This window comes from Bartonella sp. B10, from assembly GCF_053794435.1.
Genome location: NZ_CP200030.1, coordinates 1,077,501 through 1,100,887, shown reverse-complemented (window position 1 = coordinate 1,100,887; position 23,387 = coordinate 1,077,501). Strand labels below are relative to the sequence as shown.

The following is a 23,387-nucleotide window of genomic DNA, read 5'->3' as shown; positions in this document are numbered from 1 at the left end:
ACAGATGTACGGTGTTAAAATGCGCCACGACCTCCACCTCCACCGCGACCTCCACCTTTTATCGCATTGAGTGCAGCACCAGAAATTTTTGAAGCAGCATTCTTTGTCGCACCTCCACCTGCTTTAACACCACTGGAAAGCATCGTGAAAATCTGTCCTCCCGAAGACGTTGCAGCGTTAAAGTATGGCCCACCATTCGCAAGTGCCGAAGCAATACCAGGAAGTGTACGAAAGAGAATAGCCCCTACTATTGAAACAACAACAACAGGTGGGAAAAGGTAATAAATAGAATCATATGAAGCACTGAGAACATGTAGAATAATTTTACACATAATCGTACCAAGCATCATAACAAGAACCTGCAAAATGGTAAAATTAGCTAATGTTGCAATCCATGCATCAGTAAACTTTCTGGTTACTTCAAACAAATAGAGGCTAATGAAAAGAGGCCCCAACCCTATAATCATCACCAGCGCAACCTGAGCAAACATCTGAACAATAAAACCAGCAGTGCAAAAAATAATAATGGCAAAAATCATGATACAGCCAAGCAAACCAACCATGATCTTTTCAAGAAACCAAGCAGCAGCTAATGCTTTTTGATAACAAGAACTTGTCTTTAATAAAATATAATCAAAAACATTGGCACCCGCAGGGTTACTATTTAGCGCATTACCGATAGCGTTGGCTAAATCACCGAAGAAAATATCTTTGACATAGATATTAAACGTATCTGCATTCGTTGCCATTGTTGTTACAACAACGATCTTAACAACATTATTAAGAAGACTATGCATCGAAAGAGAAACACGACCCGTCATAACATTATATCCATACAGGAATATAAAAATGATTGCGGTAAGATTTAGAGGTGTCGCAATAGCAGCAGACAAACCACTAATCGTCTTGTCCATAACATTTTCTAACGGTTGCAAAATATATCCAGAAATACTTTCGAATGGAGAAAACTTAAAGTCTTGCATTAGATTTCCTAAGCTGTTCTTGTAATTTTTCTTCAATATCTTGATGCTTCTTTTGCTCTTCTTCTTCACGAATTTCTTCTTTTGTTTTAGTATCTCTTGCCTTCATCATAGCAAAGGACTGAAGTTTCAAAGCGTCTGCCTGAAGATTTGCTTGAAGAATAGCCAATTTCACTTGTAAAGTTTGTAATGTTTGTAATTCTTCTGGTTTCACTTTTTCAAGTTGACTTTTTATCTCTTCAATCTGCTTCGCATTTTTGTTTGCAGATGCAAAAATGGTTTCAGCTGTTTCTGATTTTGCAGCTTCTAATTTCTGCGTACTTTCTAATGCACTTTTATAATACTCATCAGCAGTTTGTTCGGTTTGTGACATTGCATTAGAAATGAAAGACAACGATAAAAGTGCAGCTAGTTGATATTTTTTCATTGATTTTCTCTCCTCTGATGAAATACGGGTAACCAGTTATCGGGATCTGTGCCATATTCACTCATAATTTGGTTCATGAGTTCAATATTTTTGGTTGTGCCACTTAATACGGCAATCTCATCGTTCATTCCTCGTAAATTGAGTTCCGCAACGACAGAATTTTGCCCCTGTTTGATAAGAAAACGGCGAGATTCCCTACTTAATTCTGACTGAATTAATTCAAATTCACGTTCAGTCAGTTTAAGATCTTCAACATAATCTTTGTAATTTGCTTTTTGATTTGGAAAAAATATTTGGGTAGGACATTGCTCAATAATCGTGTGGGCAATTGTTGAATTCAAAGCATCTTTAGGACTTTGCGTAGCAAAGAGCATCATACCATTTTGCTTACGAATTGTCTTAAGGCGATCTTGTGCAAAAGCTTTGAATGAATCATCTTCAAGCGCTTTCCAGAATTCATCAATGACAATAATAATGCGGCGACCATCAATCAGATCAAGAATACGATCAAAAAGATACATCATCAAAGGACGCCGAATTTCTTCATTATTTAAGAAATCGGTCATATCATAACCAATGAATTGCGCATCTAAACTAAGATCATCTTGATCATTATCAAAAACCCAACCTAAAGCATTTCCCTTAATCCAACGCTGTAAACGTATAGCAATCCCTTCCTGTGATGTATTATCAAAAAACATCTGAAGAGCGCCAAGAGAGCGTTGCGAATGTGGTAAACTTTCTAAAGAATCTATGGCTCTAGCAATATCTTGTCGTTCTTGCTCTGTCACAATTTGACCTTCAACTGTGACAAGCTTTAAAATCCAATCGCGAAGAAAAACTTTGTTTTTTTGCGTGTATGCCATACCCTTTAGTGGAGCAATACCTGTGGGCTTACCATTTTTCAAAGGCTTATATTTTCCACCCCCAGCACGCACAAAAATCTCTGCCCCTTGATCTTTATCAAAAAAAACTATCGTTGGGTTATGCTTTTGCACTTGCGCAAGAAGAAAATTAACAATAACCGTTTTACCAGATCCCGATGGACCACAAACAAAAGTGTTACCAAGATCACCGTAATGAAAATTAAAATAATAAGGTGAACCAGCCTGTGTCTTCAGCAAGGCTACAGCAGATCCCCAAACGTTGCCTTCAAGTTTGCCAACGGGAAACGAATGGAATGGTGATAAAGCCGCAAAATTTCTGCTAGTAATAGCTCCAGACCGAGCACGATAGCTAAAATTTCCAGGCAGCTGCGCCCACCACGCCGCTTCCAATCCTAAATCCTCTCTGGCTATAACTGCTCCACCATTAGTTAAATAAGAACGTGCTTTTGATAGATATTCCGTCAAGGCTTTTGGGCGATCAGAAAAAACCGCTAAAGAAAGATGATGTTCCCCCAAAACAAAACGATTTGACTCTAAATCATCCAGCGCTTCATCAAGCGCATCAATTTGTGAGCTAGCACGATCCGCTGAATTAATCATTTGATTTTGTTTGCGGCTCATAATGACACCAGCAGCCATTTTGCTCTTAAAGACAAAAGATTGCGTTAAAATAAATTCAAAAGGTGCAGTAAGCAAACCATCCGTCATTCCAGGACGAGTTTTAGATGGATATTCTTTCCATCCAAACATACCAACAAAGCGCTCATTACTTTCATGACGAATTTCGATAATTTCTTTTCCAAAAATGATACGATCCGAATAAATCGTTGATGCAATAGTGCCAAATGTGAGCGGAACACGTTCACGTCTCCCCCCCACTAACTGATGTAAAAATTCACTTTGTTCAGAAAACAAAACACCATCATGTTCATAAACCGACAAAAGACGAGCCTCATAACTCTCTAAACCCTGTATAAGATCTTGACTCAATTCTTCAATTTTACGAATGGCTTCAGCATCAGGCTCAGATTGCGTCTTCTTAGCTTTTGTTAATCTCTGAAAAAATGAAGAAAGTTGTTCCGTTTTATCTGATGCCGGATTCCACAACAAAGAAATAAAAAGATCATTTCTATACAATTCTTGCGAAATCATTTTTCTTTTGTATTTTGCATCTAATGTTGCTGCAAAAGATGAAGAAAAACGACTCTCTGGATAAAGCATCTCGCGCCGCCGAATGATATGAGAATATAAAGCAACACGTTCATCGGCAATATTCTTTAATAAAGTATTCAATTGATTATGTAAGGAATTTAATTGATCTATATCTGCAGTATCAAAATTTATACCTTCAACAGCAATAACAATCATTAAACAGCGCGAATTCAATGCAATGATATGTTCATTGACGTGGCGCATATAAGGAATATATTCTTCTGGTAAAGATTCCCGTTTCATAATTGACATCTGTCTCATCTGCCCAATTCCTTATAAGTGCGAATAAGACGCAATGGAGACGTCGATCCTCCTCCCCATCTTGTAAGATTCTTTTGTTTTCCCCGAGTATTGAGCCAAGCAAACAACACACGAAATTGATTGTGATCGTGCTTTGTTATTTCACGCAAGATAAAGTGCAAACCAATGCCAAGACCAATCATTGTAAAATCACTCGTCAGAATAAAGAGAATAGATGTTGCCATGGCATTAAGCGCCATCGCCTCCATTGTGACACCAGCAAACATTGCCGGTCTAGTACAAGCAAGGAAAAGGGTATCTTCATTCATTTATTGCGTTCCCATTAATTTAGTAACGAGACTGGACGCACCAAAAACAATACCAATACCAAGAGTACAATAAGCTGCTTTACGTAAATCAATAAAGCCAGACATCCAACCAATACCCACAGCAGCAACACAGATAGTTGCAATGAGCCTTGCCGTCGTACCCGTCATCATATCAACAATATTCTTTAAAACACCGTCAACATTCCCCAACCCGCTACCAGAAGATGCATAAGCAGGACTTAATGCAATGAGCACCATAAAAAGCAGCACCATAACGACAAAATTGCTGTTTTTGAATGTATTATCTATCATTTTACCTCTCTTCAAAAAGAATATTTACTTATGTATCGATATCTTTCTGTATCGATATCTTTCCGCCTCTAAAGGCAAAAAATCCATGTTATCTTAGACCTACAGCCTAAACTTCTTCAGTTATCCCTAATTGCATAAGAGTCTTGACAGTCAACCTTGCACACTCCCAAAAACCTCTTTTTAGGAAACAGAGGATTTCAGTTGTGTCATTTTTATAAGGCAAAGTTGTGTCATTTAATAAAACAATTTTAAGTTGCGTATTTTTATCAAAATGATAATATCTAAACCATGCAAAAACAGTATTTTTTCTTTACAAATGTTGCTAATATGCAACAGATCCTGTTTAAAATCTTTTCTTTAAAAGCGATAAGATTTTTTATAAAAAATTTTAAGGAACATAAAAATAATGAATTTTTTTAGTGAATGCGCCAAGAGAGTACCGTTTAAATTACTCATTGTTGCTTATATTGTGGGTTCTGCAGTGTGGGGAGTAAGTCAGTACAAAGATGAAATAGATACGAGCATCCTCGAAATATTTAAGATGCAAGATATCCGAGATATTGTTGATAAGAATTTCAAAGACAAAAAGCCAAACGCTGAAGCCCCAAACGCTGAAGCCCCAAACGCTGAAGCCATTGTCAGACAGAAAGCCAAACCTATTGCCAAACAAAAATTAGCAAAAAATACAACAGCTCTAAATCTGAAAAGTCATTTTTTACTTAATAATGCACCTGTTTTGAATGGAACAGCATCTATTACCAGTGGTGTAACATTTAAATTAGCAACCCCTGTTGCAGAATCTTGGCGCACACATATTACACGCAATATTCACTTATATGGTGTAGATACATGTGCACCCCGCCAAAAAGCAAAATTAAATGGTCAGGAATGGCCATGTGGTGCAGTTACAACAGCTTGGTTAGTTACCAAAACACTTGGTCGGAATTTATCGTGCAAACAGGCTATTATGCGCAATAATATTCACTATGCTCAATGTTTTGTTCAAGGAGTTGATTTAGCTGAGGCAGGTCTTGCAGAAGGTATGTTGCTGATATCAAAAGATAATAAAAATCCCATCCCAATGCAGTATCTGAGTGCTGAAGAAACGGCTCGCAACAACAAAGTTGGTCTTTGGTCAAGTGATTTTACTGAACCTTTACAGTGGCGGAGAGATAATGGATCGTACAATCCCTTTGAAAATTTATGATACACTTCTCTGATAGTTTGCTCATATTTATCTTAGAGACCTCTCAAATAAAATTGAAATGAACTACAGAGAATTTTAACCATCCCCTTTTTCATATAAATTATGCTTCCATTTCCAAAATACAGAAAAGCTCAGACTAAATTATACGATTTTCCTTTTATATTTTATAAAAAAGGACATGATTTTTTTCAAATAAAAACAATCACTGAAAAATATAATATAAAACCATTTGTGGGATATACATAAGCGAGTGAGTTGAGTATATATTTTAAGCTACGTGCTTACACATTAAACCGAAAACAATCCCCAATACTGTCTCATCCATAATATACCCTACATAACATAATTCTTTCTGTTTTAACTTAACGATTTCTCTCGACAAAAAAGAAGCATTGTTGCTAAAGTAGCATCTAGAAAATCTTACCTTCATAATGTTTTTTAGCTTATCAAACAAAAAAACTCATCAAGAATGTGCTTTATTGGGAACACACAAAAATGAATTTGCAACAAATCGAATCTGGTATTTTCATCAGCGCCCAAATCAATGTCGAAAATATCAAAACATTAGCAAAAGCAGGGTTTAAAACAATTATCTGCAACCGCCCTGATCACGAAGATCCTCATCAACCAGATTTTTCCATCATTAAAGCCGCAGCTCAAAAATATGGAATAAAGACTTATCACATCCCCATTGCACCACCCACTATAGAACAATCAGATGTTGAAACTATGCAGAAAATTTTAAAAACAGCATCCCTACCTCTTCTCGCCTATTGCCATCACGGAACACGCTCGATGCATCTTTATCGTTTAGCATGTCTTTAATCACGTGTCTTAACTAATCAGAAAGAAATAAATAGTAGACTTTTGAACAACAACGAAAGCCTTAGAATTTCGTAGCATTGTACACAAAGGCAAAGGGCAAGACAATGATTAAATCAGGTTTTCAAAAATTTGATTTCTTAACTCATCAACGAAAATTCCATATATCCCGCAATATTTTAGAATATATGCTCGTAATTATAGTTAGCTTGAGCGCTACATTTGCTTCTCTTATGTCTCTTTTAAATCATGTGAAAATGTATTTTTAAAAGTGAGCAATCTATCCAGTTGTGACAATGGTTGTATTGTCCTCAAAGTTTCTCTTGCTGCTTTTTCATCACATTGCATTTGTGCAATCAAAGGCTCGAGCCCGTCAAATTTTTCTTGCCCTCGTAAAAATTGTAAGAAAGAAACAATGCAATTTTCTCCATAAAGATCATCATTAAAATCAAATAAATAGGTTTCTAGAAGTGGAGATCCATCCTTAACAACTGTTGGACGACATCCAAAACTGGCAACACCATCATACAAAACACCATTAGCACGACGCAATTTGACAGCATAAACACCATGAGCCAAACTCGTTTGAGGAGGTAATATTTGGTTAGCCGTAGGAAAACCCAAAAGACGCCCCAGTTGTTCACCTTGTATAACATTTGAGCGCACCCGATAATGGTACCCCAATAAATGCGCTGCTTTTCCTACTTGTCCTTGTGAAAGCAGTTGACGAATAAAGCTAGAAGAAATTGTATGCTGTTGTGAATCTTGCGAATTACACAAGCAAGGAATCTGAACAACTTCAAATCCATACTCTTCTCCTCTTTTAGAAAGAAGGTTTGCATTGCCAATTTTTTGATGCCCAAATTGAAAATTTGCGCCTGTTACCACAACTGAAACATCAAATACTTGTTTTAAAATAGCATTGATAAATTCATCGGCAGAAAGAGCAGCAAAATGTGCATCAAAAGGTTGTTCAACAACACCATTAAAGCCAAGAATTTCTAAAATTTCAGCCTTTTCAGCAGCCTCTGTTAAGCGATCAATAGGAGTGGATCGTTGAAAAAAACTTCTTGGATGTGGTTCAAATGTTAACACAACAGCAGGCTTATTTCTTATCCGTGCTATATCAAGTGCTTTTTGGAGTACTGCTTGATGACCACAATGCACACCATCAAAATTTCCAAGCGCCAGCACCACCTCACGCCAAGCTAAAGGAAGTATATTAGACCCCTGAAGACGCAAAAAATCAGACATTACTGAAGAGCCCACATTATTGCCTGTGGCTTATAGCCATAACGTTCAATAAAAGCATGCAAAGCTTTTTTATCTATCTTACCGTTTTGCATATAATCATAACGATGAATTCCACTCATAATATAAATCACATCAAGACCAAAGTGAACCGCACCTTTAACATCTGTCAAGAGTCCATCACCGATAGCCAGAACCTGACCTTTTTTCACTGTTCCACGGATTTCCTGTAGTTTTTCAAAAGCACAATCATAAATAGGTGCATGGGGTTTTCCAGCAATACGCACTTCACCTCCTAATTGTTGATAAAGACGCGCTAATGCACCAGCACACCAAAATTCCTGATCACCATAATGTACAATAATATCAGGATTAGCACAAATAAAAGGCAAATTCCGCATCCGTATACGACGCAACATATCCTCATAAGCATCTGGCGTTTCATCAAGCTCTTCAAGAAAACCACTGCAAACCACTGCAGATGCTTCCCATTCTTCAACCAACTCGCAATCTAGCCCTTCAAATAAGCTAAGATCCCGTTGCTGACCAATAAAAAAAACTTTACGCGGTGCAGTATTAATAAGATCACGCGTTACATCACCTGAAGTAATGATAGCATCATAATAATCGCTATCAACATTCATGCTTTGCAATTGGGCAATGACCTCTTCTCGTGGTCGAGGTGAATTAGTCAGAAAAATAACATTTTTTCCCATCTGTCGAATTTTATGCAATACTTTTAATGCCGGTTCAAAAACATGCACACCATTATGTACAACACCCCAAACATCACAAAAAACTGCGTCATAATGATCTATAACAGTATCGATATGGGTAAGTTCATTCATATTGTACCTAATTTATATATTTACCATTTATTAAAACCTATTTTATCGTAGAATTAATTATCGGAAGATAACTCTTCTGTCATCCACTTTCTCTATACAAGATTTTTTATTGTTATCTCAAAATCATGCAAAACCCAGCACTTAATAATTGAGTATTATAGAGTTTATCAGTGAGTTTCTTATTTCTATGAAGATAATTTAACCAAAGCCACAAAACTTTAAACTGAGATTATCTTCTCTACAAGATAACGATAATTTGTTTTTTATTTTGCTCTTTAAATATATTGACCAAATTACGCAACTCCATAAAAAACTGTGTTGTTACAGCAATATATTGGTTTCCACGTTATAAATTATCATTACAGATACCAAACTAAACCATTGTGTACTGTCATATCTCGCGGCTTAAAACATTTTATAAATAACTGTTAAGTGATCGACGTGTATAATCAGAAATTACAAAACAAATTGCATCATTTCATATACAATTAAAATAAAGAGTATCAGATTGTTTTGTATAAAAAACTACAATAATAATACAATAATGGATAACTACTCTTGAAATTCTCTTGTTGACATAAAGATAAACACAATCATACAAAATAGTATTATATTAACGCGATAGTCAGATTTTTATGATCTAAAATGGCTTCTGTTTATCTCTTTTTTTACAACAAACACGATATATCTTTATGAGCCTGATTAAAAAATTTGCAACTGTTGCTTCTGGAACCTTAATGAGCCGCGTATTTGGCTTTATTCGTGAAGTATTGATGGCAGCAGCTCTCGGTACTGGCCCTGTTTCTGATGCATTTAACGCAGCTTTTCGTTTTCCCAATACGTTTCGCCGGTTTTTTGCTGAAGGTGCTTTTAATGCAGCCTTTGTTCCTCTTTTTTCCAAAAAAATTACCGAAAATGGCGTGGAAACTGCACGCGAATTTGCAGAAGAGGTATTCGGCGTTCTCTTTTCGCTGCTCTTACTTCTAACTATAGTCATGGAATTAAGCATGCCTTTTTTGGTACGAACTATTATCGCTCCTGGATTTACTGAGGATACAACAAAATTTAATGCCACGGTTCATTTTACCGCAATCATGTTTCCTTATCTCGCATGTATGTCCCTAGCAGCAATGATGGGAGGAATGCTGAATGCTCTACAACACTATTTTATTGCAGCTATTGCCCCACTCTTTTTAAATATTATTATGATTGGCATCCTCGCTTATGCTTGGATATATCAACTTAATGTTTGGCATATCGGATTAAATCTTTCTTGGGGCGTCATGGCAGCAGGATTGATTCAACTTATCTTAATCGCAATCGCCTTACGTAAAAATGGAATGAAAATTGCTTTACGCCTCCCCTATTTCAGCCCAAATGTTCGTAAGCTTTTAACTTTAGCATTCCCTGCTGCTATTACAGGAGGGATTACGCAAATAAATTTATTGATCAACACCAACATCGCATCAAGCCAAGCTGGAGCTGTATCCTCTTTAGTCTATGCTGATCGTCTTTATCAATTACCACTGGGTGTAGTCGCAATTGCAATTGCAACCGTCCTTTTGCCAGAATTAACAAAAGCATTACGTAGCAAAAAATACGAAGAAACCCACGATTTGCAAAACCGCTCTATTGAATTAACCTTATTGTTAATTTTACCCGCATCCGTTGCCTTTTTACTGCTCGCTAACCCCATAATAAGTCTACTCTTTGAACGTGGACAATTTACACGCGAATCAACACATCATGTTGCACAACTGCTTGAACTTTATGGGTTAGGACTTCCGGCTTTTGTCCTGATAAAGGTCTTTATTCCTAATTTCTTCGCCCGTGAAGATACAAAAACACCGATGATTTTTACAGGAATTTGCGTTTTCATCAATATCAGTCTAGCCTTAACATTATTTCCTATATTATCAGCACGAGGTATTGTCATTGCTGAAATTACCTCTGGATGGGTCAATACACTGTTGCTTTGGTGTATTCTCATCAAACGCGGATATTGGAAATACGATACACAATTAATAAGAAAAATTGTATGCCTAATAATCGCTACTCTTTTGAGTGCCATAATTTTACACTATGCGCTTAATGTGCTCAATCTCTTATCCGTCCCCTTATCTTCACAAGCATCATTTTTTATACGAGCTAGCACCTTGGCAGGCATCATGATTGTCATACTATCAGTACATTTTGCAGCATATTTTGTGCTTGATAGCCGTTCATTCTTCCTCACCTTAAAAAATTTAAAACGGCGCTTGTAATATTTTATCTTGCTTTCCGAAAGACGCTTTGTAAAAAAAATACGAAATGAATGACATCACTAAGAAAGAACTATCCTATGGACACATTCACACCGCTTGTCTTTTCTGGCGTACAACCAAGTGGCAATCTGCATCTTGGCAATTATCTCGGAGCTATCAAGCATTGGGTTAAACTGCAAACATCCTATAATTGCCTATATTGCATTGTTGATATGCATGCACTAACGGTCAACCCAGATCCACTCACCTTGCTTGAATCAACCAGAGCGGTCACAGCAGCTTTTTTAGCTGCCGGAATTGATCCTAAAAAACAAATCATTTTCAACCAATCACAGGTTTTTCAACATGCTGAATTAGCGTGGATTTTTAACTGTATCGCTCGTATCGGCTGGCTTCAACGCATGACCCAGTTTAAAGATAAAGCAGGAAAAGACCGCGAGCAAGCATCACTTGGACTTTTTGCATATCCAAGCCTGATGGCTGCCGATATCCTGCTCTATCGTGCCACACATGTTCCAGTAGGTGAAGATCAAAAACAGCATGTTGAATTAGCACGCAATATTGCGCAAAAATTCAACAACGACTACGCTTACCGCATTTCCGAATTAAATTTTGGTGTCTCTGTGCAAAGGGATGATGAAAAACAACAAAGCTTTTTTCCAATGCCAGAAGCACTTATTGAGGAACCCGCTATGCGTGTTATGTCCTTACGCGATGGCACAAAAAAAATGTCAAAATCAGATCCTTCAGATTTTTCACGCATTAATTTAACAGATGATGCTGATCTTATCGTAAAGAAAATTCGTAAGGCCAAAACCGATTCAATTCCTCTTCCCGATACACTAGCCGATTTAGAAGGACGACCAGAGATCAACAATCTGCTGAGTATTTATGCCGCATTTGCAGAAATAAGCAAAGAAAAAGCTCTCTCAGAATTTTCTGGACAGCAATTTTCATTTTTTAAAACAACATTAGCTGACCTTGTCGTCCATAAACTTGCACCGATAACACAAGAATTGCACCGCCTTCACAAAGAAAATGATTATATTGACTCCGTTTTACGCTATGGTGCAGAATGTGCTGGTGCATTGGCAGAAAAAAATATGAAAAAAATCCGTGAAATTGTTGGATTTTTACATCATACGTAAAATAATAGCATTTTGACCTTAAAGAATAGTCAAACCGCTGATAAAATCAGGGAAATCACATGATCTTTAAGAAAAAATATCCCAAAATAAATAAAAAGCGAAAAATCTTAGTCATTATCGATGAAACACCCGAATGTCAGCGTGCTGTTGCCTTTGCTGCACAACACGCCAAAAACACCAATAGAACACTTATGCTACTCTCTGTCGTTGATAATTCCGAATTTCAACATTTTCTCGGTGTAAACGATATTATGCGAACTGAGACAACACAAAATGCTTATCGAATACTAGAAAGAATTGCAAATAACATACACACCATGCAATCCTTTGAAGTAGAAATTGTTGTGCGTGAAGGCAAAAAAATTGATGAAATTTTTAAATTGATCGACGAAGATAAGGGGATCACTCTTATTGTTTTAGCTGCAAGTGGACATACAGAAGGACCAGGACCGCTTGTTAAGCTAATCGCTAATCGGGGAACAGCTTTTTCAATCCCTGTTACCGTTATTCCTAGTAACCTTGCAGATGAAGATATTGAATCTATCGCCTAAAATAATAATATTTCAGACTCAATTATCTGTCTGAACCTTTACAATAAAGAGAGAGTATATGTTTATCCAAACTGAAACGACACCAAACCCAGCCACACTTAAATTTTTACCAGGTCGCACAGTTCTTTCTGAAGGCGTACTAGAATTTCGTACGCAGGAAGAAGCTGATCAAAGCTCACCTCTAGCTGCTAAACTGTTTAATATTCCAAATGTCAGTAGTGTTTTTTTGGGACATGACTTTATCACTGTGACTAAAAAAGAAGGTGAATGGCAACACCTCAAGCCCGCAATTTTAGGAACAATTATGGAACATTTTTTATCTGATGACCCAATTATAACCACCCATGCAACAACAAAAGCACAAATCCATGCGCTTAACGAAGAATTTTATGATGAAAAAGACCTAAATATCGTCGAAATAATTAAAGAGTTAATTGAAACACGTATTCGCCCAGCTGTTGCTAACGATGGTGGAGATATTACTTTCCGTGGATTTGAAAATGGTATTGTTTACCTCAATATGCGGGGAGCTTGTGCTGGATGCCCTTCTTCAACTGCAACACTAAAACATGGAATCGAAAATCTTTTACGACACTTTATCCCAGAAGTTTTAGGTGTGGAAGCCATGCCACAATAAACAAAACCAAAGAGCAACAAAAGCAAGGGGTATAGACATAGAATAGGAGGCCGTTGGATTCTATCACGTGAGCCTTATAACTCAAAAAATTACTCCAATGTGTTGAAAAAACTCATATATTGCTAAAATATTTTTTCTTAAACCGGATACGTATCCTTAAAGAAGTTGAAGAAAACTCCTACCAAAACAGATCTTATATACGTAAATTGGACTTACCAAATAAGAAAGACTTCATCAACGATGAATAAATTAAACTTTTTTAACAAATTCTGACTTTAAGCTGATTTGGCCAATCCCAGATATTTTACAATCAATATTATGGTCACCATCTACTAAGCGAATATTCTTTACCTTAGTACCACTCTTTAAAACAGATGTAGAACCCTTTACTTTAAGATCCTTCACAACCATAACGTTATCTCCATTCGTCAAAACATGGCCATGAGCATCGTAAATAATCTCGCAAGAAAGGGGATTTTCATCTTTTTGTGGCCACTCATACGTGCATTCAGGACACATAAAATTGCTCCCTTCTTCATAGGTATAAGTGCTACCACAATGGGGACATTTTGGGTATTGATTCATATCTTGCTTCTTTTATTCTAAGAATAATTATTTATGTGATCGGTAATAAAACAAGAAAGATTTATTGTCTATTACTAAAGAAAAATACTTACCAAATACGATATTTTATTCCAAAAATTCTAGATATTAAAACTATATCATCATGAACAAGGATAAAATTTTACAAAATACAAAGATACTATATCCCACACAAAAAAACATTTAATCAATTGATAAAAGAGAAAAACAGATAAACAAACAATAATATTTGTTAACGCGATGGCATATATAACAACTATATACAATGGAAAAAATATATAAAAAAACGAGCCATTTGACCCGTTTTTTTACTTTTATCTTTTATTAAGGGCTTAAAAATCCATTCCGCCCATTCCACCCATTCCGCCGCCAGGCATTGGAGGCATTGGAGTGTCTTTCTTTGGTACCTCAGCAACCATTGCTTCTGTAGTAATGAGAAGACTTGCGATTGAAGCAGCATTCTGGAGAGCAGAACGAACAACCTTCACCGGATCAACAATTCCCAAAGAAATCAAATCACCAAATTGACCAGTTGCAGTATTGTAACCAAATGTGTCTGAATTATTTTCAAGTACCTTGCCAACAATAATCGCTGCTTCTTCACCTGCATTTGTTGCAATCTGACGTGCTGGTGCCTGAAGCGCACGGCGAACAATGCTGATACCAGCTTCTTGATCAGGGTTGCTTCCTTTAACAGTCAAAGCATTTGCAGCACGTAACAACGCGGTTCCACCGCCAGCCACAATGCCTTCTTCTACAGCAGCACGTGTTGCATTCAAGGCATCATCAACACGATCTTTCTTTTCTTTAACTTCAACTTCTGTTGCACCACCAACACGAATAACAGCAACACCACCAGCGAGTTTAGCAAGTCTTTCTTGCAATTTTTCACGATCATAGTCAGAAGTTGTTTCTTCGATCTGGAGCTTAATTTGGTTTACACGTGCATTAATTTCAGCTTTTTGTCCAGCTCCATCAATAATTGTTGTGTTTTCTTTAGAAATATTCACTTTCTTCGCACGACCAAGCATATCCAAAGTGACATTTTCCAATTTAATACCAACATCTTCTGAAATAACCTGACCAGATGTTAAGATTGCAATATCCTCAAGCATTGCTTTACGACGATCACCAAATCCTGGAGCTTTCACAGCAGCAATTTTTAAACCACCGCGCAACTTGTTGACAACGAGCGTTGCCAAAGCTTCACCTTCCACATCTTCAGCAATAATGAGCAGTGGTTTTCCAGACTGAACAACAGCTTCAAGAACAGGAAGTAGAGATTGCAGATTAGACAATTTCTTTTCGTGAATAAGAATGTAAGGATCATCAAGATCAGCCACCATTTTATCAGCATTTGTGACAAAATAAGGTGAAAGATACCCACGGTCGAACTGCATTCCTTCAACAACTTCTAATTCTGTTTCAGCAGTTTTTGCTTCTTCCACGGTAATGACACCTTCATTACCAACTTTTTCCATGGCATCAGCAATCATTTTTCCAATTTCTGCAGCACCATTAGCGGAAATTGTTCCCACCTGTGCGATTTCTGCTGAAGTTTGAATTTTTTTTGCTTTTTTGAAAAGATTTGCCACCACTTCTTCAACAGCAGCATCAATCCCACGTTTAAGATCCATTGGGTTCATGCCTGCAGCAACAGCTTTTACACCTTCTTGGACAATAGCCTGCCCTAAAACGGTAGCAGTTGTTGTTCCATCACCAGCAATATCATTAGTTTTGGAAGCAACCTCACGCAGCATCTGCGCTCCCATATTTTCGAACTTATCTTCCAGTTCGATTTCTTTTGCAACCGATACACCATCTTTTGTGATGCGAGGTGCACCAAACGATTTATCAATTACCACATTACGACCTTTAGGGCCGAGTGTTACCTTAACAGCGTTAGCAAGGATATCAACGCCACGCAATAAACGCTCACGCGCTTCACGGCCAAACTTGACTTCTTTAGCAGCCATTTAATTTCTCCTTGAAATTGTCTTCAACTAGTACAACATGAAAGAATTAAGAGGCTGAATTACCCCATAATTCCCATAATGTCAGATTCTTTCATGATTAAGAGGTCTTCACCATTGATCTTTACTTCGGTTCCAGACCATTTTCCAAATAAGATACGGTCTCCTGTTTTAACCTCTAAAGGCACACGCTTTCCGTTGTCATCGAGAGCACCATTACCAACAGCAAGAACCTCACCTTCTTGAGGTTTTTCTTTAGCTGTATCTGGAATAATGATCCCACCCGCAGTTTTATTTTCAGATTCAACCCGACGAACAACGACACGGTCGTGAAGTGGGCGGAATTGTATGTTAGCCATGTTTAAAATCCTTAAAACTTAATAAACTAAATTAATCTTTAAGTCCCTATTAGCACTCATCAGGCACGAGTGCTAATAACATCCAAGATATAAAATCGCTGCCCTCCAATGTCAAGAATTCTTCGTAAAATAATTTATATTAAAAAGACTTCAAAGTCTTGCCTCTTTTTTCTATTTTGCGTTATCTACTTTTTTATTAATCAGTAAACATAAAAGGATTTTACCATGGTAGAAACACGTCAGGAAACTGATAGCTTTGGAACGATTTCAGTACGTCAAGACCGCTATTGGGGAGCACAAACTGAACGTTCTCTACATAATTTTAATATTGGCACAGAAAAACAACCTCTCACCATCATCTATGCCTTAAGCCTTATTAAAAAAGCCGCAGCAATTGTAAATATGGACAAAGGGAAACTCCCACAAAACATTGGAAAAGCAATCATTACTGCTGCCGATGAAGTACTCTCCGGTACATTCGATACGCATTTTCCACTTTCTGTCTGGCAGACAGGTTCTGGTACACAAAGCAATATGAACGTCAATGAAGTAATCGCAAACCATGCTAACCTGCTATTGGGAGGTAAGTTAGGCAGTAAAGCACCTGTTCACCCTAATGATCACGTCAATATGAGCCAATCATCAAATGATTCCTTCCCCACAGCGCTTCACATTGCCACCACACTACAAACACGCCAACACTTATTTCCAATTCTTGAAACTCTTATTACTACTTTAAAAAGAAAAGAAGAAGAATTTGCTGATATCATCAAAATTGGACGCACCCATACTCAGGATGCAACACCTCTAACCTTAGGGCAAGAATTTTCAGGATATCGAGCAGCATTAGAAGCCAATCGCCAACGTATTGAAGCAGCTCTTATTGATGTTCAGATGCTGGCTCAAGGAGGTACAGCCGTTGGAACAGGTCTTAATGCACCGCAGGGATTTGATGTTGCATTTGCTGAAACAATAAGCAATCTTACCGGGATAGCTTTCAAAACTGCCAGCAATAAATTTGAAGCGCTTGCGCATCATGGAGCGCTTGCGCATTTTCATGGAAGCTTGAATGCATTAGCAGCAGATCTTTTTAAAATTGCCAATGACATTCGATTTTTGGGATCAGGGCCACGCTCAGGCTTGGGTGAACTTACCCTCCCAGAAAATGAACCAGGATCTTCCATTATGCCAGGGAAAGTAAACCCTACACAATGTGAAGCCATGACCATGGTTGCATGCCAAGTCTTTGGTAATCATACCAGTGTAACATTTGCTGCAAGCCAAGGACACTTTGAATTGAATGTGTATAAACCCGTAATTGGCTATAATGTTCTGCAGTCAATTACTCTGCTTGGTGATTGTATGCGTTCTTTTGACATGCATTGCATTCAAGGATTACGTGCTAATCGTGTCCACATTCACTCTCTTATGGAACGCTCTCTCATGTTGGTAACAGCTCTTGCACCAGAAATTGGCTATGAAAAAGCTGCTGAAATTGCAAAAGCAGCACATAATAACGATACAACCTTACGTGCTGAAGCCATAAAAGCCGGTGTTTCTGGAGATGATTATGATAGACTGGTTGATCCCAAAAAAATGATCCACCCACAAAAAACAGCTTGAGAAAAATCCCTATGCAATAATATCAAGTCATTCACGACCAAATTGGTGGTGCATATCGAATAATAAAAGAGCTATCTGCTGCAGAAATTGGAGGATTTTGCAGGTTTTGGCAAGTTTTGTTTGTCTTTGCATTAGTCACCTTCATACTAATCAAGATAAAACCATTTGCTAAGACTATACTCATAACCATAGACACACCTTCATATCATTTCGTTCAATTTAAAAAAAAGCATTCATTAATTTTAATGAATGCTTTTCCTCGCCCCTTGTATGAAATACTTGTAAAATTATCGTAATATATTGTATTTTTCCCAGTTCCTGTTAAAACAAAAAAACTTTATTTAGTACACAATTTCTCAAAAAATGCAGGAGCCTACCTATGATAAGACGAAAAGTTCCCAACGTAACCTTCCATACACGTGTACATGATGAATCAGTTAGTGGAGACAATCCTTACAGATGGCAAAGTGTCACGAGCGATGACTATTTTAAAGGAAAACGGGTTATCCTTTTTTCTCTTCCTGGAGCTTTTACACCTACCTGCTCAAACTTTCAGCTTCCTGATTTTGAAAAACTCTACGGTGAATTTCAAAAAGTTGGCATTGATGAAATTTATTGCCTTTCTGTTAATGATGCCTTCGTCATGAACTCTTGGGGAAAACCCAAAATATCAAAAACATAAAATTAATTCCTGATGGATCGGGGGAGTTTACACGTAAAATGGGAATGCTGGTTGCTAAGGATAATATCGGTTTTGGTATGCGATCATGGCGCTATGCAGCTGTGATTAATGATGGAATCATTGAACAATGGTTTGAAGAAGAAGGATTTTCTGATAATTGTACCACAGATCCTTATGAAGTCTCTTCACCACAAAATGTTTTAAAAACACTGCAAAGCTAATTCTGAACCAAAATTATATAAAACAGGCACAAGTTTTTTGGTAAGTAAAAATTTGTGCCGTTTCTATTTTTTAGATTTTTACTTGCCGAATAGTTTTGCCTTGTGGTGATATAAATCGGATATTTGAAGAACTAAAACTTTTGTAAATTTTGGGTTGTTAAGATGTTTTGTACCGCTTTGACCAATTGATCTTCATCAACCATTATTTGTGCTGGTCGACTTTCACGCCACGTTTGATTATCTTGAATTTCGTGCGATAAACGCGCACCTTCAATTAAATCTTTGATTTGTACTTTCCCATCTTTTTGTTCTTGTGCTCCCTGTATAATAACACAAGGAGCATGACGCCGATCAGCATATTTCATTTGTGCTTTAATCCCTGCAGATCCTAAATAGAGTTCAGAGCGAATTCCCGCATTTCGTAGCTGCATCACCATTTTTTGATACCGTGCCACAGCCTCTGGCTCTTTATCCATCATGAGCACCACAACTGGCCCAATAATATCCCTAACAGGCATCTTTCCTAAGTTTTGCAAAGCTGATATCAAGCGCGATATGCCTATTGAAAATCCTGTTGCTGGAACATTTTCACTACGAAAGCGTGAAACCAACCCATCATAGCGTCCACCACCACCAACAGATCCAAAGACAACTTTTTGCCCATCATCGTTGAAAACATCAAAAAGCAATGTAGCTTCAAAAACAGGCCCAGTATAATATTCCAATCCACGCACAACCGATGGATCAATCTTGATGCGATTTTGATAGCTATTTTTTGTCAAAATCATTTGCATTTCTTCAAGTTCGTGGATTCCCTCACACCCCTGATAATGATCACCCACTACTTGTTTAAGAGTATCAATTGTTTTATCCGCTGTTTCAGCCCCAGCAGAAATAAAAGCAAGAATACAATCAATCTCTGAATCTGCAAGCCCCGCTCCTTTCGTGAAATCACCACTTTCATCCAAACGGCCTTGCCCTAACAGCAAACGCACCCCTTCAGAACCAAATTTATCTAATTTATCAATTGCCCTGAGAACAGTTAAGCGTTTTTCAGCCTGTTCATTTCCCATCAAGCCAACTTTATCCAAAACAGCATCAAGAATTTTTCTATTATTAAGGCGAATAACATAATCGTGCGATTGGATCCCTAATTTTTCTAAACTATCCGCTACCATCATGCAGATTTCTGCATCCGCTGCTACTGTTGGTGTTCCAACAATATCAGCATCAAACTGCATAAATTGTCGAAATCGGCCAGGGCCAGGTTTTTCATTGCGAAAAACAAAACCAAGGCGATAACTACGATATGGTTTTGGCAAAATTTCAAAATTTTCTGCAAAATAGCGGGCAAGGGGCGCAGTAAGATCATAGCGTAGAGACATCCATTGCTCATCATCATCTTGTAAAGAAAAAACGCCTGCATTTGGACGATCTGAATCAGGTAAAAACTTACCTAACACATCTGTATATTCAAAAATTGGTGTTTCAAGCGCTTCAAAACCGTATAATTCATAGACTTCACGAATCTGAGCAATCATTATTTCAGTTGCATACAACTGTGCCCTTGTACGATCGACAAAACCACGTGGTAAACGAGCTTTAGTTTTTTCTTGTTTTGATGACATATTTTTCTCTAGCAGCAATATACATTCACAGATAACTCGTGTCTATCTTATAGAAAAGCACACTGCAATAGGTTTTGTAGACAGGCTGTAATGAAACATGCACACGCTTTTGCGGAATAAAAGACAATGCATTTCAACATTAGTTGAAACATTAATAGGTATTTACTATAAAATATTTTGTACATTTAAAATCAAAATGTAAACTTCATACGAATACTAAAATCGCTATTTTATAGTTTCATGTGTACCCAGCCTACAAAGACCCACAGGAAATGAGAGAACTTTTAGATTGCTCAGCAAAGTGATTGATTATCTTTTTTAAATCAACAACACCTCGACCAGCATCTGTAACAGATCGTGATATTGAAGGAATAACATTTTGCCACAAATTTTGAGGAAATTGGTGTACTAGCTTTGTTATTGTTCCACCTTGAACACCAATACCAGGAACTAAAAACAAACTATTTTTTAATTCTCCGATTGTGTTTTTTGATTCACATCCCAACGTAGCTCCTATAACTGCACCAACTGTGCCAATATTATGAGGCATGTGCTGTGACTTAGCATTATAATTACAAATGCACTGTGCAAGATAAACAGAGAGTGTTTTATCACTGATAAGCGCGTTTTGAATGCACTTTCCTTCTTGATTAGAGGATTGAACAACCACAAAAACCCCTGTTCCTGTTTCCTCAGCAATCTTTATAAGAGGAATCAGAGCATCAAAACCAAGAAAAGCATTAACTGTTATAGCATCAGCTTTGAAGGCACTGCGTGAACCGAGCCAAGCTTGACCATAAGCTTCAGCAGTCGATCCAATATCACCCCTTTTTGCATCAACAATAACTAACAAACCTTGTTTATGTGCATTTTCAATAAGTTCCTTAAGAACCTGAAGACCTTCAGGACCATATAATTCAAAAAATGCTGCTTGCGGTTTTATAATACCTACACAACCAACAACTGCTTCCAAGAGAATATCACAAAAATCTTTTAGACCTTTATAATCAGGGTTTAACTTCCATGATTGTAAAACCTGAGGACTAGGATCAAAACCAATACAAAGCGGTCCATATATTTCACGGTTTTTAAAAAAATTTGAACGAAACATTCCATACTCCAAAACGGTCTCTCTAAATTTTCCTACAAATTTTCTTACACAACTAAAAGAGGATTAATCTATCAAATAATGGGTAACCTGTTTTAGTTTATAATCGGTTCATAAAAAATATTTTAAAATTTTATGATAACAGAAAGAAGGATTCATTGGTTATATTTTCATTTTCACTGAATATAGATAGGAATCTGTAAACTTTTTGAGAAAACATCAGACATTTATAATAAGAGAATAGATTTCAAAAAACTGCTCTATTTTTGTATGTTAATACTTTGTGATCAAGCATTAAAAATATGCCTGATTGTTCTGCAACGAGTCTGTTAACAAAACTTTCTCCTATAGGGCTGAGGAGCAAAACGATTGTTGAAGTTGTTCCATTTATAGCAATGTGCTTTCCACTTTCTAAAATTTGACCAGAATGATCTTCCTTTATTTTCTACATTTTTTAATTTTTCGTCTGTTTTGGTGTGTTATTGTCCCTTTTTGGAACAAATTTGATGTCTCAGACATTGTATCTCCGGCATTATTCAAGGAGATAAACACATGGAAACCCGTATTCCAGGAGATATATCATTTGATACGCATTTTCTCAAAGAACCATCTTTGGAAGAACAGTATCCCCTTTTTCACGTACCCATTTCATGGTCAGCAGTCTTTGCTGGACTTGTCACAACCCTTGCCAGCTCGATCTGCTTATCATTTCTGGTCGCTGCTTTAGGCTTAACCCAGATTGACTTTTACTCTTCATCCCCTTTTGAAGGAACCTTTCTATCCGTTGGCATTGGATCCCTTCTTGTTATGCTCCTCAGCCTTGCAGGGGGAAGTTTTGTTGCTGGACGTTTTGCAGAAGCCTCGGGAGCATTTCACGGCTTTTTAACTTGGGCTCTGTTAACACTTCTCATGGCGCTCCAAACAATCCTGTTTGTATCAGGTTCCGTAAATTTGGGAGCAAAGGCCATCTCAGAGAATATGGCTGCCACACAACAAGACATCACTAACCTAGAAACAGATGCCATTCCTCTTCTCTCAAAATTAAACAGTAAAAGCTTCGAAAATTTTTTACGTACAAAGAATGGCGAAGAAATCGATTTTAACAAACTACACAGCGAATTGCGCAATGTTCTCGATAAAAGTGAGATCCCTGCTCTCAATCCTGACCGTTTAAAGCAATCCTATCAAAAAGCCCTAAAAGAGATTGATACAACGATAACAGCTTTCAAGAATGATCCTTCTCGCTATCGCACCTACTTGAAAAATCTAAGCGATCGCCTTTCTGATTATGCACGAAGCATTACAACAAAAATTAATCAAAGTGACATCATCAATGGCCTCATAAACAATGGAATGACACGCACCGATGCACAAACAATCGCCAACCGTGCACTTCACCTGTATCACACAGCAGAAGCAAAAACTGAACAGGCAATAAAAGTCTTAGAGCAACAAGCAAATATACTCTCTAAAAAATTAGACATGCCAATAAATGACACTCGTCATATTGCAGACAAAACCGTCAAAACAGCATCTCATCTTGGATGGTGGGGCTTCTTAGGAGGCTTGATTGGAGCTATAATTTCAAGTGTTTTTGGCTATTATGGGTACAAAAGTCGTAAAGATTCTTTCAAACCATAAACACTTTGCCTTAATAAAGTATCAAACATATCAAAAAGCTGCAAAACCATTGCAGCTTTTTGGTTATAAACTTTCTGAGATCTATCTTGCAGATCCAATCAAATACATCAAGCAGCCACTGCGTAAATAGCAATATCACTACAAAAAAGTACCTGCAGAAATATCATCCTCATCTTATCACAATTGATGACTTTACATCCCTTGGTCGATCTGCACAACAATGCAAGATATATCACTTTTGTAAAGAAGAATTTTTTGAAGCTCGATAGAGAAACGATAAGTTCATGGGGCAAGATTGATTTTGCTTGGGTTGACGCTGGTTCATTATCGGATGATGTTCGTTTTGTGATAACACTATGGGATCACCTATCTGAAAGCGCCTATCTAGTTTTGCATGAACCCACGCTGTTGGCACCAGTTAACAGTAATGGTAA

General features: G+C 37.3%; 22 protein-coding genes and 1 pseudogene (1 of these 23 only partly in view). 10 read left to right on the top strand and 13 right to left on the bottom strand.

Annotated features, from left to right (window positions below; translation table 11 throughout):
- Positions 1-14 precede the first annotated feature (14 nt).
- From V3565_RS04685 to V3565_RS04665, 5 genes are read right to left on the bottom strand one after another with little or no spacing between them, the layout of a single operon-like run.
- On the bottom strand, positions 15-983 hold the full coding sequence (locus V3565_RS04685) for a type IV secretion system protein (RefSeq protein WP_455478042.1): 969 nt from the start codon (positions 981-983) through the stop codon (positions 15-17).
- Complete coding sequence (locus V3565_RS04680; protein ID WP_455478041.1) at positions 970-1,407, bottom strand: type IV secretion system protein VirB5; 438 nt, start codon at positions 1,405-1,407, stop codon at positions 970-972. The genes V3565_RS04685 and V3565_RS04680 overlap by 14 nt, the downstream gene beginning before the upstream one ends.
- Positions 1,404-3,758, bottom strand: a complete 2,355-nt coding sequence (locus V3565_RS04675) for a VirB4 family type IV secretion/conjugal transfer ATPase (protein ID WP_455478870.1) — start codon at positions 3,756-3,758, stop codon at positions 1,404-1,406. The genes V3565_RS04680 and V3565_RS04675 overlap by 4 nt, the downstream gene beginning before the upstream one ends.
- A 5-nt stretch (positions 3,759-3,763) precedes the next feature.
- Positions 3,764-4,075 carry a type IV secretion system protein VirB3 gene (locus V3565_RS04670; protein WP_455478040.1) on the bottom strand — a complete coding sequence of 104 codons (312 nt, stop codon included), beginning with the start codon at positions 4,073-4,075 and terminating at the stop codon, positions 3,764-3,766.
- The gene (locus tag V3565_RS04665; protein ID WP_455478039.1) at positions 4,076-4,387 is read right to left on the bottom strand and encodes a TrbC/VirB2 family protein; all 312 of its coding nucleotides are present in this window, start codon (positions 4,385-4,387) and stop codon (positions 4,076-4,078) included.
- Positions 4,388-4,793: 406 nt separating this feature from the next.
- Between V3565_RS04665 and V3565_RS04660 the strand changes: the two genes are divergently transcribed.
- The gene (locus V3565_RS04660; protein WP_455478038.1) at positions 4,794-5,594 is read left to right on the top strand and encodes a hypothetical protein; all 801 of its coding nucleotides are present in this window, start codon (positions 4,794-4,796) and stop codon (positions 5,592-5,594) included.
- A 495-nt stretch (positions 5,595-6,089) separates the two neighbouring features.
- The gene (locus V3565_RS04655) at positions 6,090-6,419 is read left to right on the top strand and encodes a TIGR01244 family sulfur transferase (RefSeq protein WP_455478037.1); all 330 of its coding nucleotides are present in this window, start codon (positions 6,090-6,092) and stop codon (positions 6,417-6,419) included.
- A gap of 228 nt (positions 6,420-6,647) precedes the next feature.
- Here the strand turns inward: V3565_RS04655 and V3565_RS04650 are convergent, their stop codons facing one another.
- On the bottom strand, positions 6,648-7,670 hold the full coding sequence (locus tag V3565_RS04650) for a bifunctional riboflavin kinase/FAD synthetase (protein ID WP_455478036.1): 1,023 nt from the start codon (positions 7,668-7,670) through the stop codon (positions 6,648-6,650).
- Positions 7,670-8,515, bottom strand: a complete 846-nt coding sequence (locus V3565_RS04645; protein WP_455478035.1) for a TIGR01459 family HAD-type hydrolase — start codon at positions 8,513-8,515, stop codon at positions 7,670-7,672. Before V3565_RS04645 ends, V3565_RS04650 begins: the two co-directional genes overlap by 1 nt.
- 692 nt (positions 8,516-9,207) lie before the next feature.
- On the opposite strand from V3565_RS04645, the gene murJ reads away from it, so the two are divergent.
- The 4 genes from murJ to V3565_RS04625 all read left to right on the top strand — a co-directional run bounded on the left by murJ (position 9,208) and on the right by V3565_RS04625 (position 13,115).
- Entirely contained in the window at positions 9,208-10,779 is a 1,572-nt protein-coding gene (gene murJ / locus V3565_RS04640; protein ID WP_455478034.1) for a murein biosynthesis integral membrane protein MurJ, read from the top strand.
- Positions 10,780-10,856: 77 nt separating this feature from the next.
- On the top strand, positions 10,857-11,927 hold the full coding sequence (trpS, locus tag V3565_RS04635) for a tryptophan--tRNA ligase (protein ID WP_455478033.1): 1,071 nt from the start codon (positions 10,857-10,859) through the stop codon (positions 11,925-11,927).
- Between the two features lie 59 nt (positions 11,928-11,986).
- The gene (locus V3565_RS04630; protein ID WP_455478032.1) at positions 11,987-12,478 is read left to right on the top strand and encodes a universal stress protein; all 492 of its coding nucleotides are present in this window, start codon (positions 11,987-11,989) and stop codon (positions 12,476-12,478) included.
- Between the two features lie 58 nt (positions 12,479-12,536).
- Positions 12,537-13,115 carry a NifU family protein gene (locus V3565_RS04625; RefSeq protein ID WP_455478031.1) on the top strand — a complete coding sequence of 193 codons (579 nt, stop codon included), beginning with the start codon at positions 12,537-12,539 and terminating at the stop codon, positions 13,113-13,115.
- A gap of 249 nt (positions 13,116-13,364) precedes the next feature.
- Here the strand turns inward: V3565_RS04625 and V3565_RS04620 are convergent, their stop codons facing one another.
- The 3 genes from V3565_RS04620 to groES all read right to left on the bottom strand — a co-directional run bounded on the left by V3565_RS04620 (position 13,365) and on the right by groES (position 16,050).
- On the bottom strand, positions 13,365-13,700 hold the full coding sequence (locus V3565_RS04620; protein ID WP_455478030.1) for a zinc ribbon domain-containing protein YjdM: 336 nt from the start codon (positions 13,698-13,700) through the stop codon (positions 13,365-13,367).
- A 350-nt stretch (positions 13,701-14,050) separates the two neighbouring features.
- The gene (gene groL / locus V3565_RS04615) at positions 14,051-15,694 is read right to left on the bottom strand and encodes a chaperonin GroEL (RefSeq protein ID WP_455478029.1); all 1,644 of its coding nucleotides are present in this window, start codon (positions 15,692-15,694) and stop codon (positions 14,051-14,053) included.
- Positions 15,695-15,753: 59 nt separating this feature from the next.
- On the bottom strand, positions 15,754-16,050 hold the full coding sequence (groES, locus tag V3565_RS04610; protein ID WP_455478028.1) for a co-chaperone GroES: 297 nt from the start codon (positions 16,048-16,050) through the stop codon (positions 15,754-15,756).
- A gap of 225 nt (positions 16,051-16,275) precedes the next feature.
- On the opposite strand from groES, the gene fumC reads away from it, so the two are divergent.
- The gene (fumC, locus tag V3565_RS04605) at positions 16,276-17,673 is read left to right on the top strand and encodes a class II fumarate hydratase (protein WP_455478027.1); all 1,398 of its coding nucleotides are present in this window, start codon (positions 16,276-16,278) and stop codon (positions 17,671-17,673) included.
- A gap of 31 nt (positions 17,674-17,704) precedes the next feature.
- On the opposite strand, the gene V3565_RS04600 is transcribed toward fumC, so the two are convergent.
- Positions 17,705-17,863, bottom strand: coding sequence for a hypothetical protein (locus V3565_RS04600; protein ID WP_455478026.1), 159 nt, complete (start codon positions 17,861-17,863; stop codon positions 17,705-17,707).
- Positions 17,864-18,052: 189 nt separating this feature from the next.
- Here V3565_RS04600 and V3565_RS04595 point away from each other — a divergent pair.
- Positions 18,053-18,576: pseudogene (locus tag V3565_RS04595) on the top strand (redoxin family protein).
- A 131-nt stretch (positions 18,577-18,707) separates the two neighbouring features.
- On the opposite strand, the gene hisS reads toward V3565_RS04595, so the two are convergent.
- The gene (hisS, locus tag V3565_RS04590) at positions 18,708-20,204 is read right to left on the bottom strand and encodes a histidine--tRNA ligase (RefSeq protein ID WP_455478025.1); all 1,497 of its coding nucleotides are present in this window, start codon (positions 20,202-20,204) and stop codon (positions 18,708-18,710) included.
- Between the two features lie 253 nt (positions 20,205-20,457).
- The gene (gene pyrF, locus V3565_RS04585) at positions 20,458-21,315 is read right to left on the bottom strand and encodes an orotidine-5'-phosphate decarboxylase (RefSeq protein ID WP_455478024.1); all 858 of its coding nucleotides are present in this window, start codon (positions 21,313-21,315) and stop codon (positions 20,458-20,460) included.
- Positions 21,316-21,864: 549 nt separating this feature from the next.
- On the opposite strand from pyrF, the gene V3565_RS04580 reads away from it, so the two are divergent.
- Positions 21,865-22,953, top strand: coding sequence for a DUF3792 domain-containing protein (locus V3565_RS04580; protein WP_455478023.1), 1,089 nt, complete (start codon positions 21,865-21,867; stop codon positions 22,951-22,953).
- Between the two features lie 255 nt (positions 22,954-23,208).
- A protein-coding gene (locus V3565_RS04575; protein ID WP_455478022.1) for a DUF2087 domain-containing protein crosses the window boundary here: on the top strand, positions 23,209-23,387 show its beginning. 721 nt of this gene lie beyond the right edge of the window; the window shows 179 of its 900 coding nt (coding positions 1-179); the start codon lies at positions 23,209-23,211; its stop codon lies off the right edge, out of view.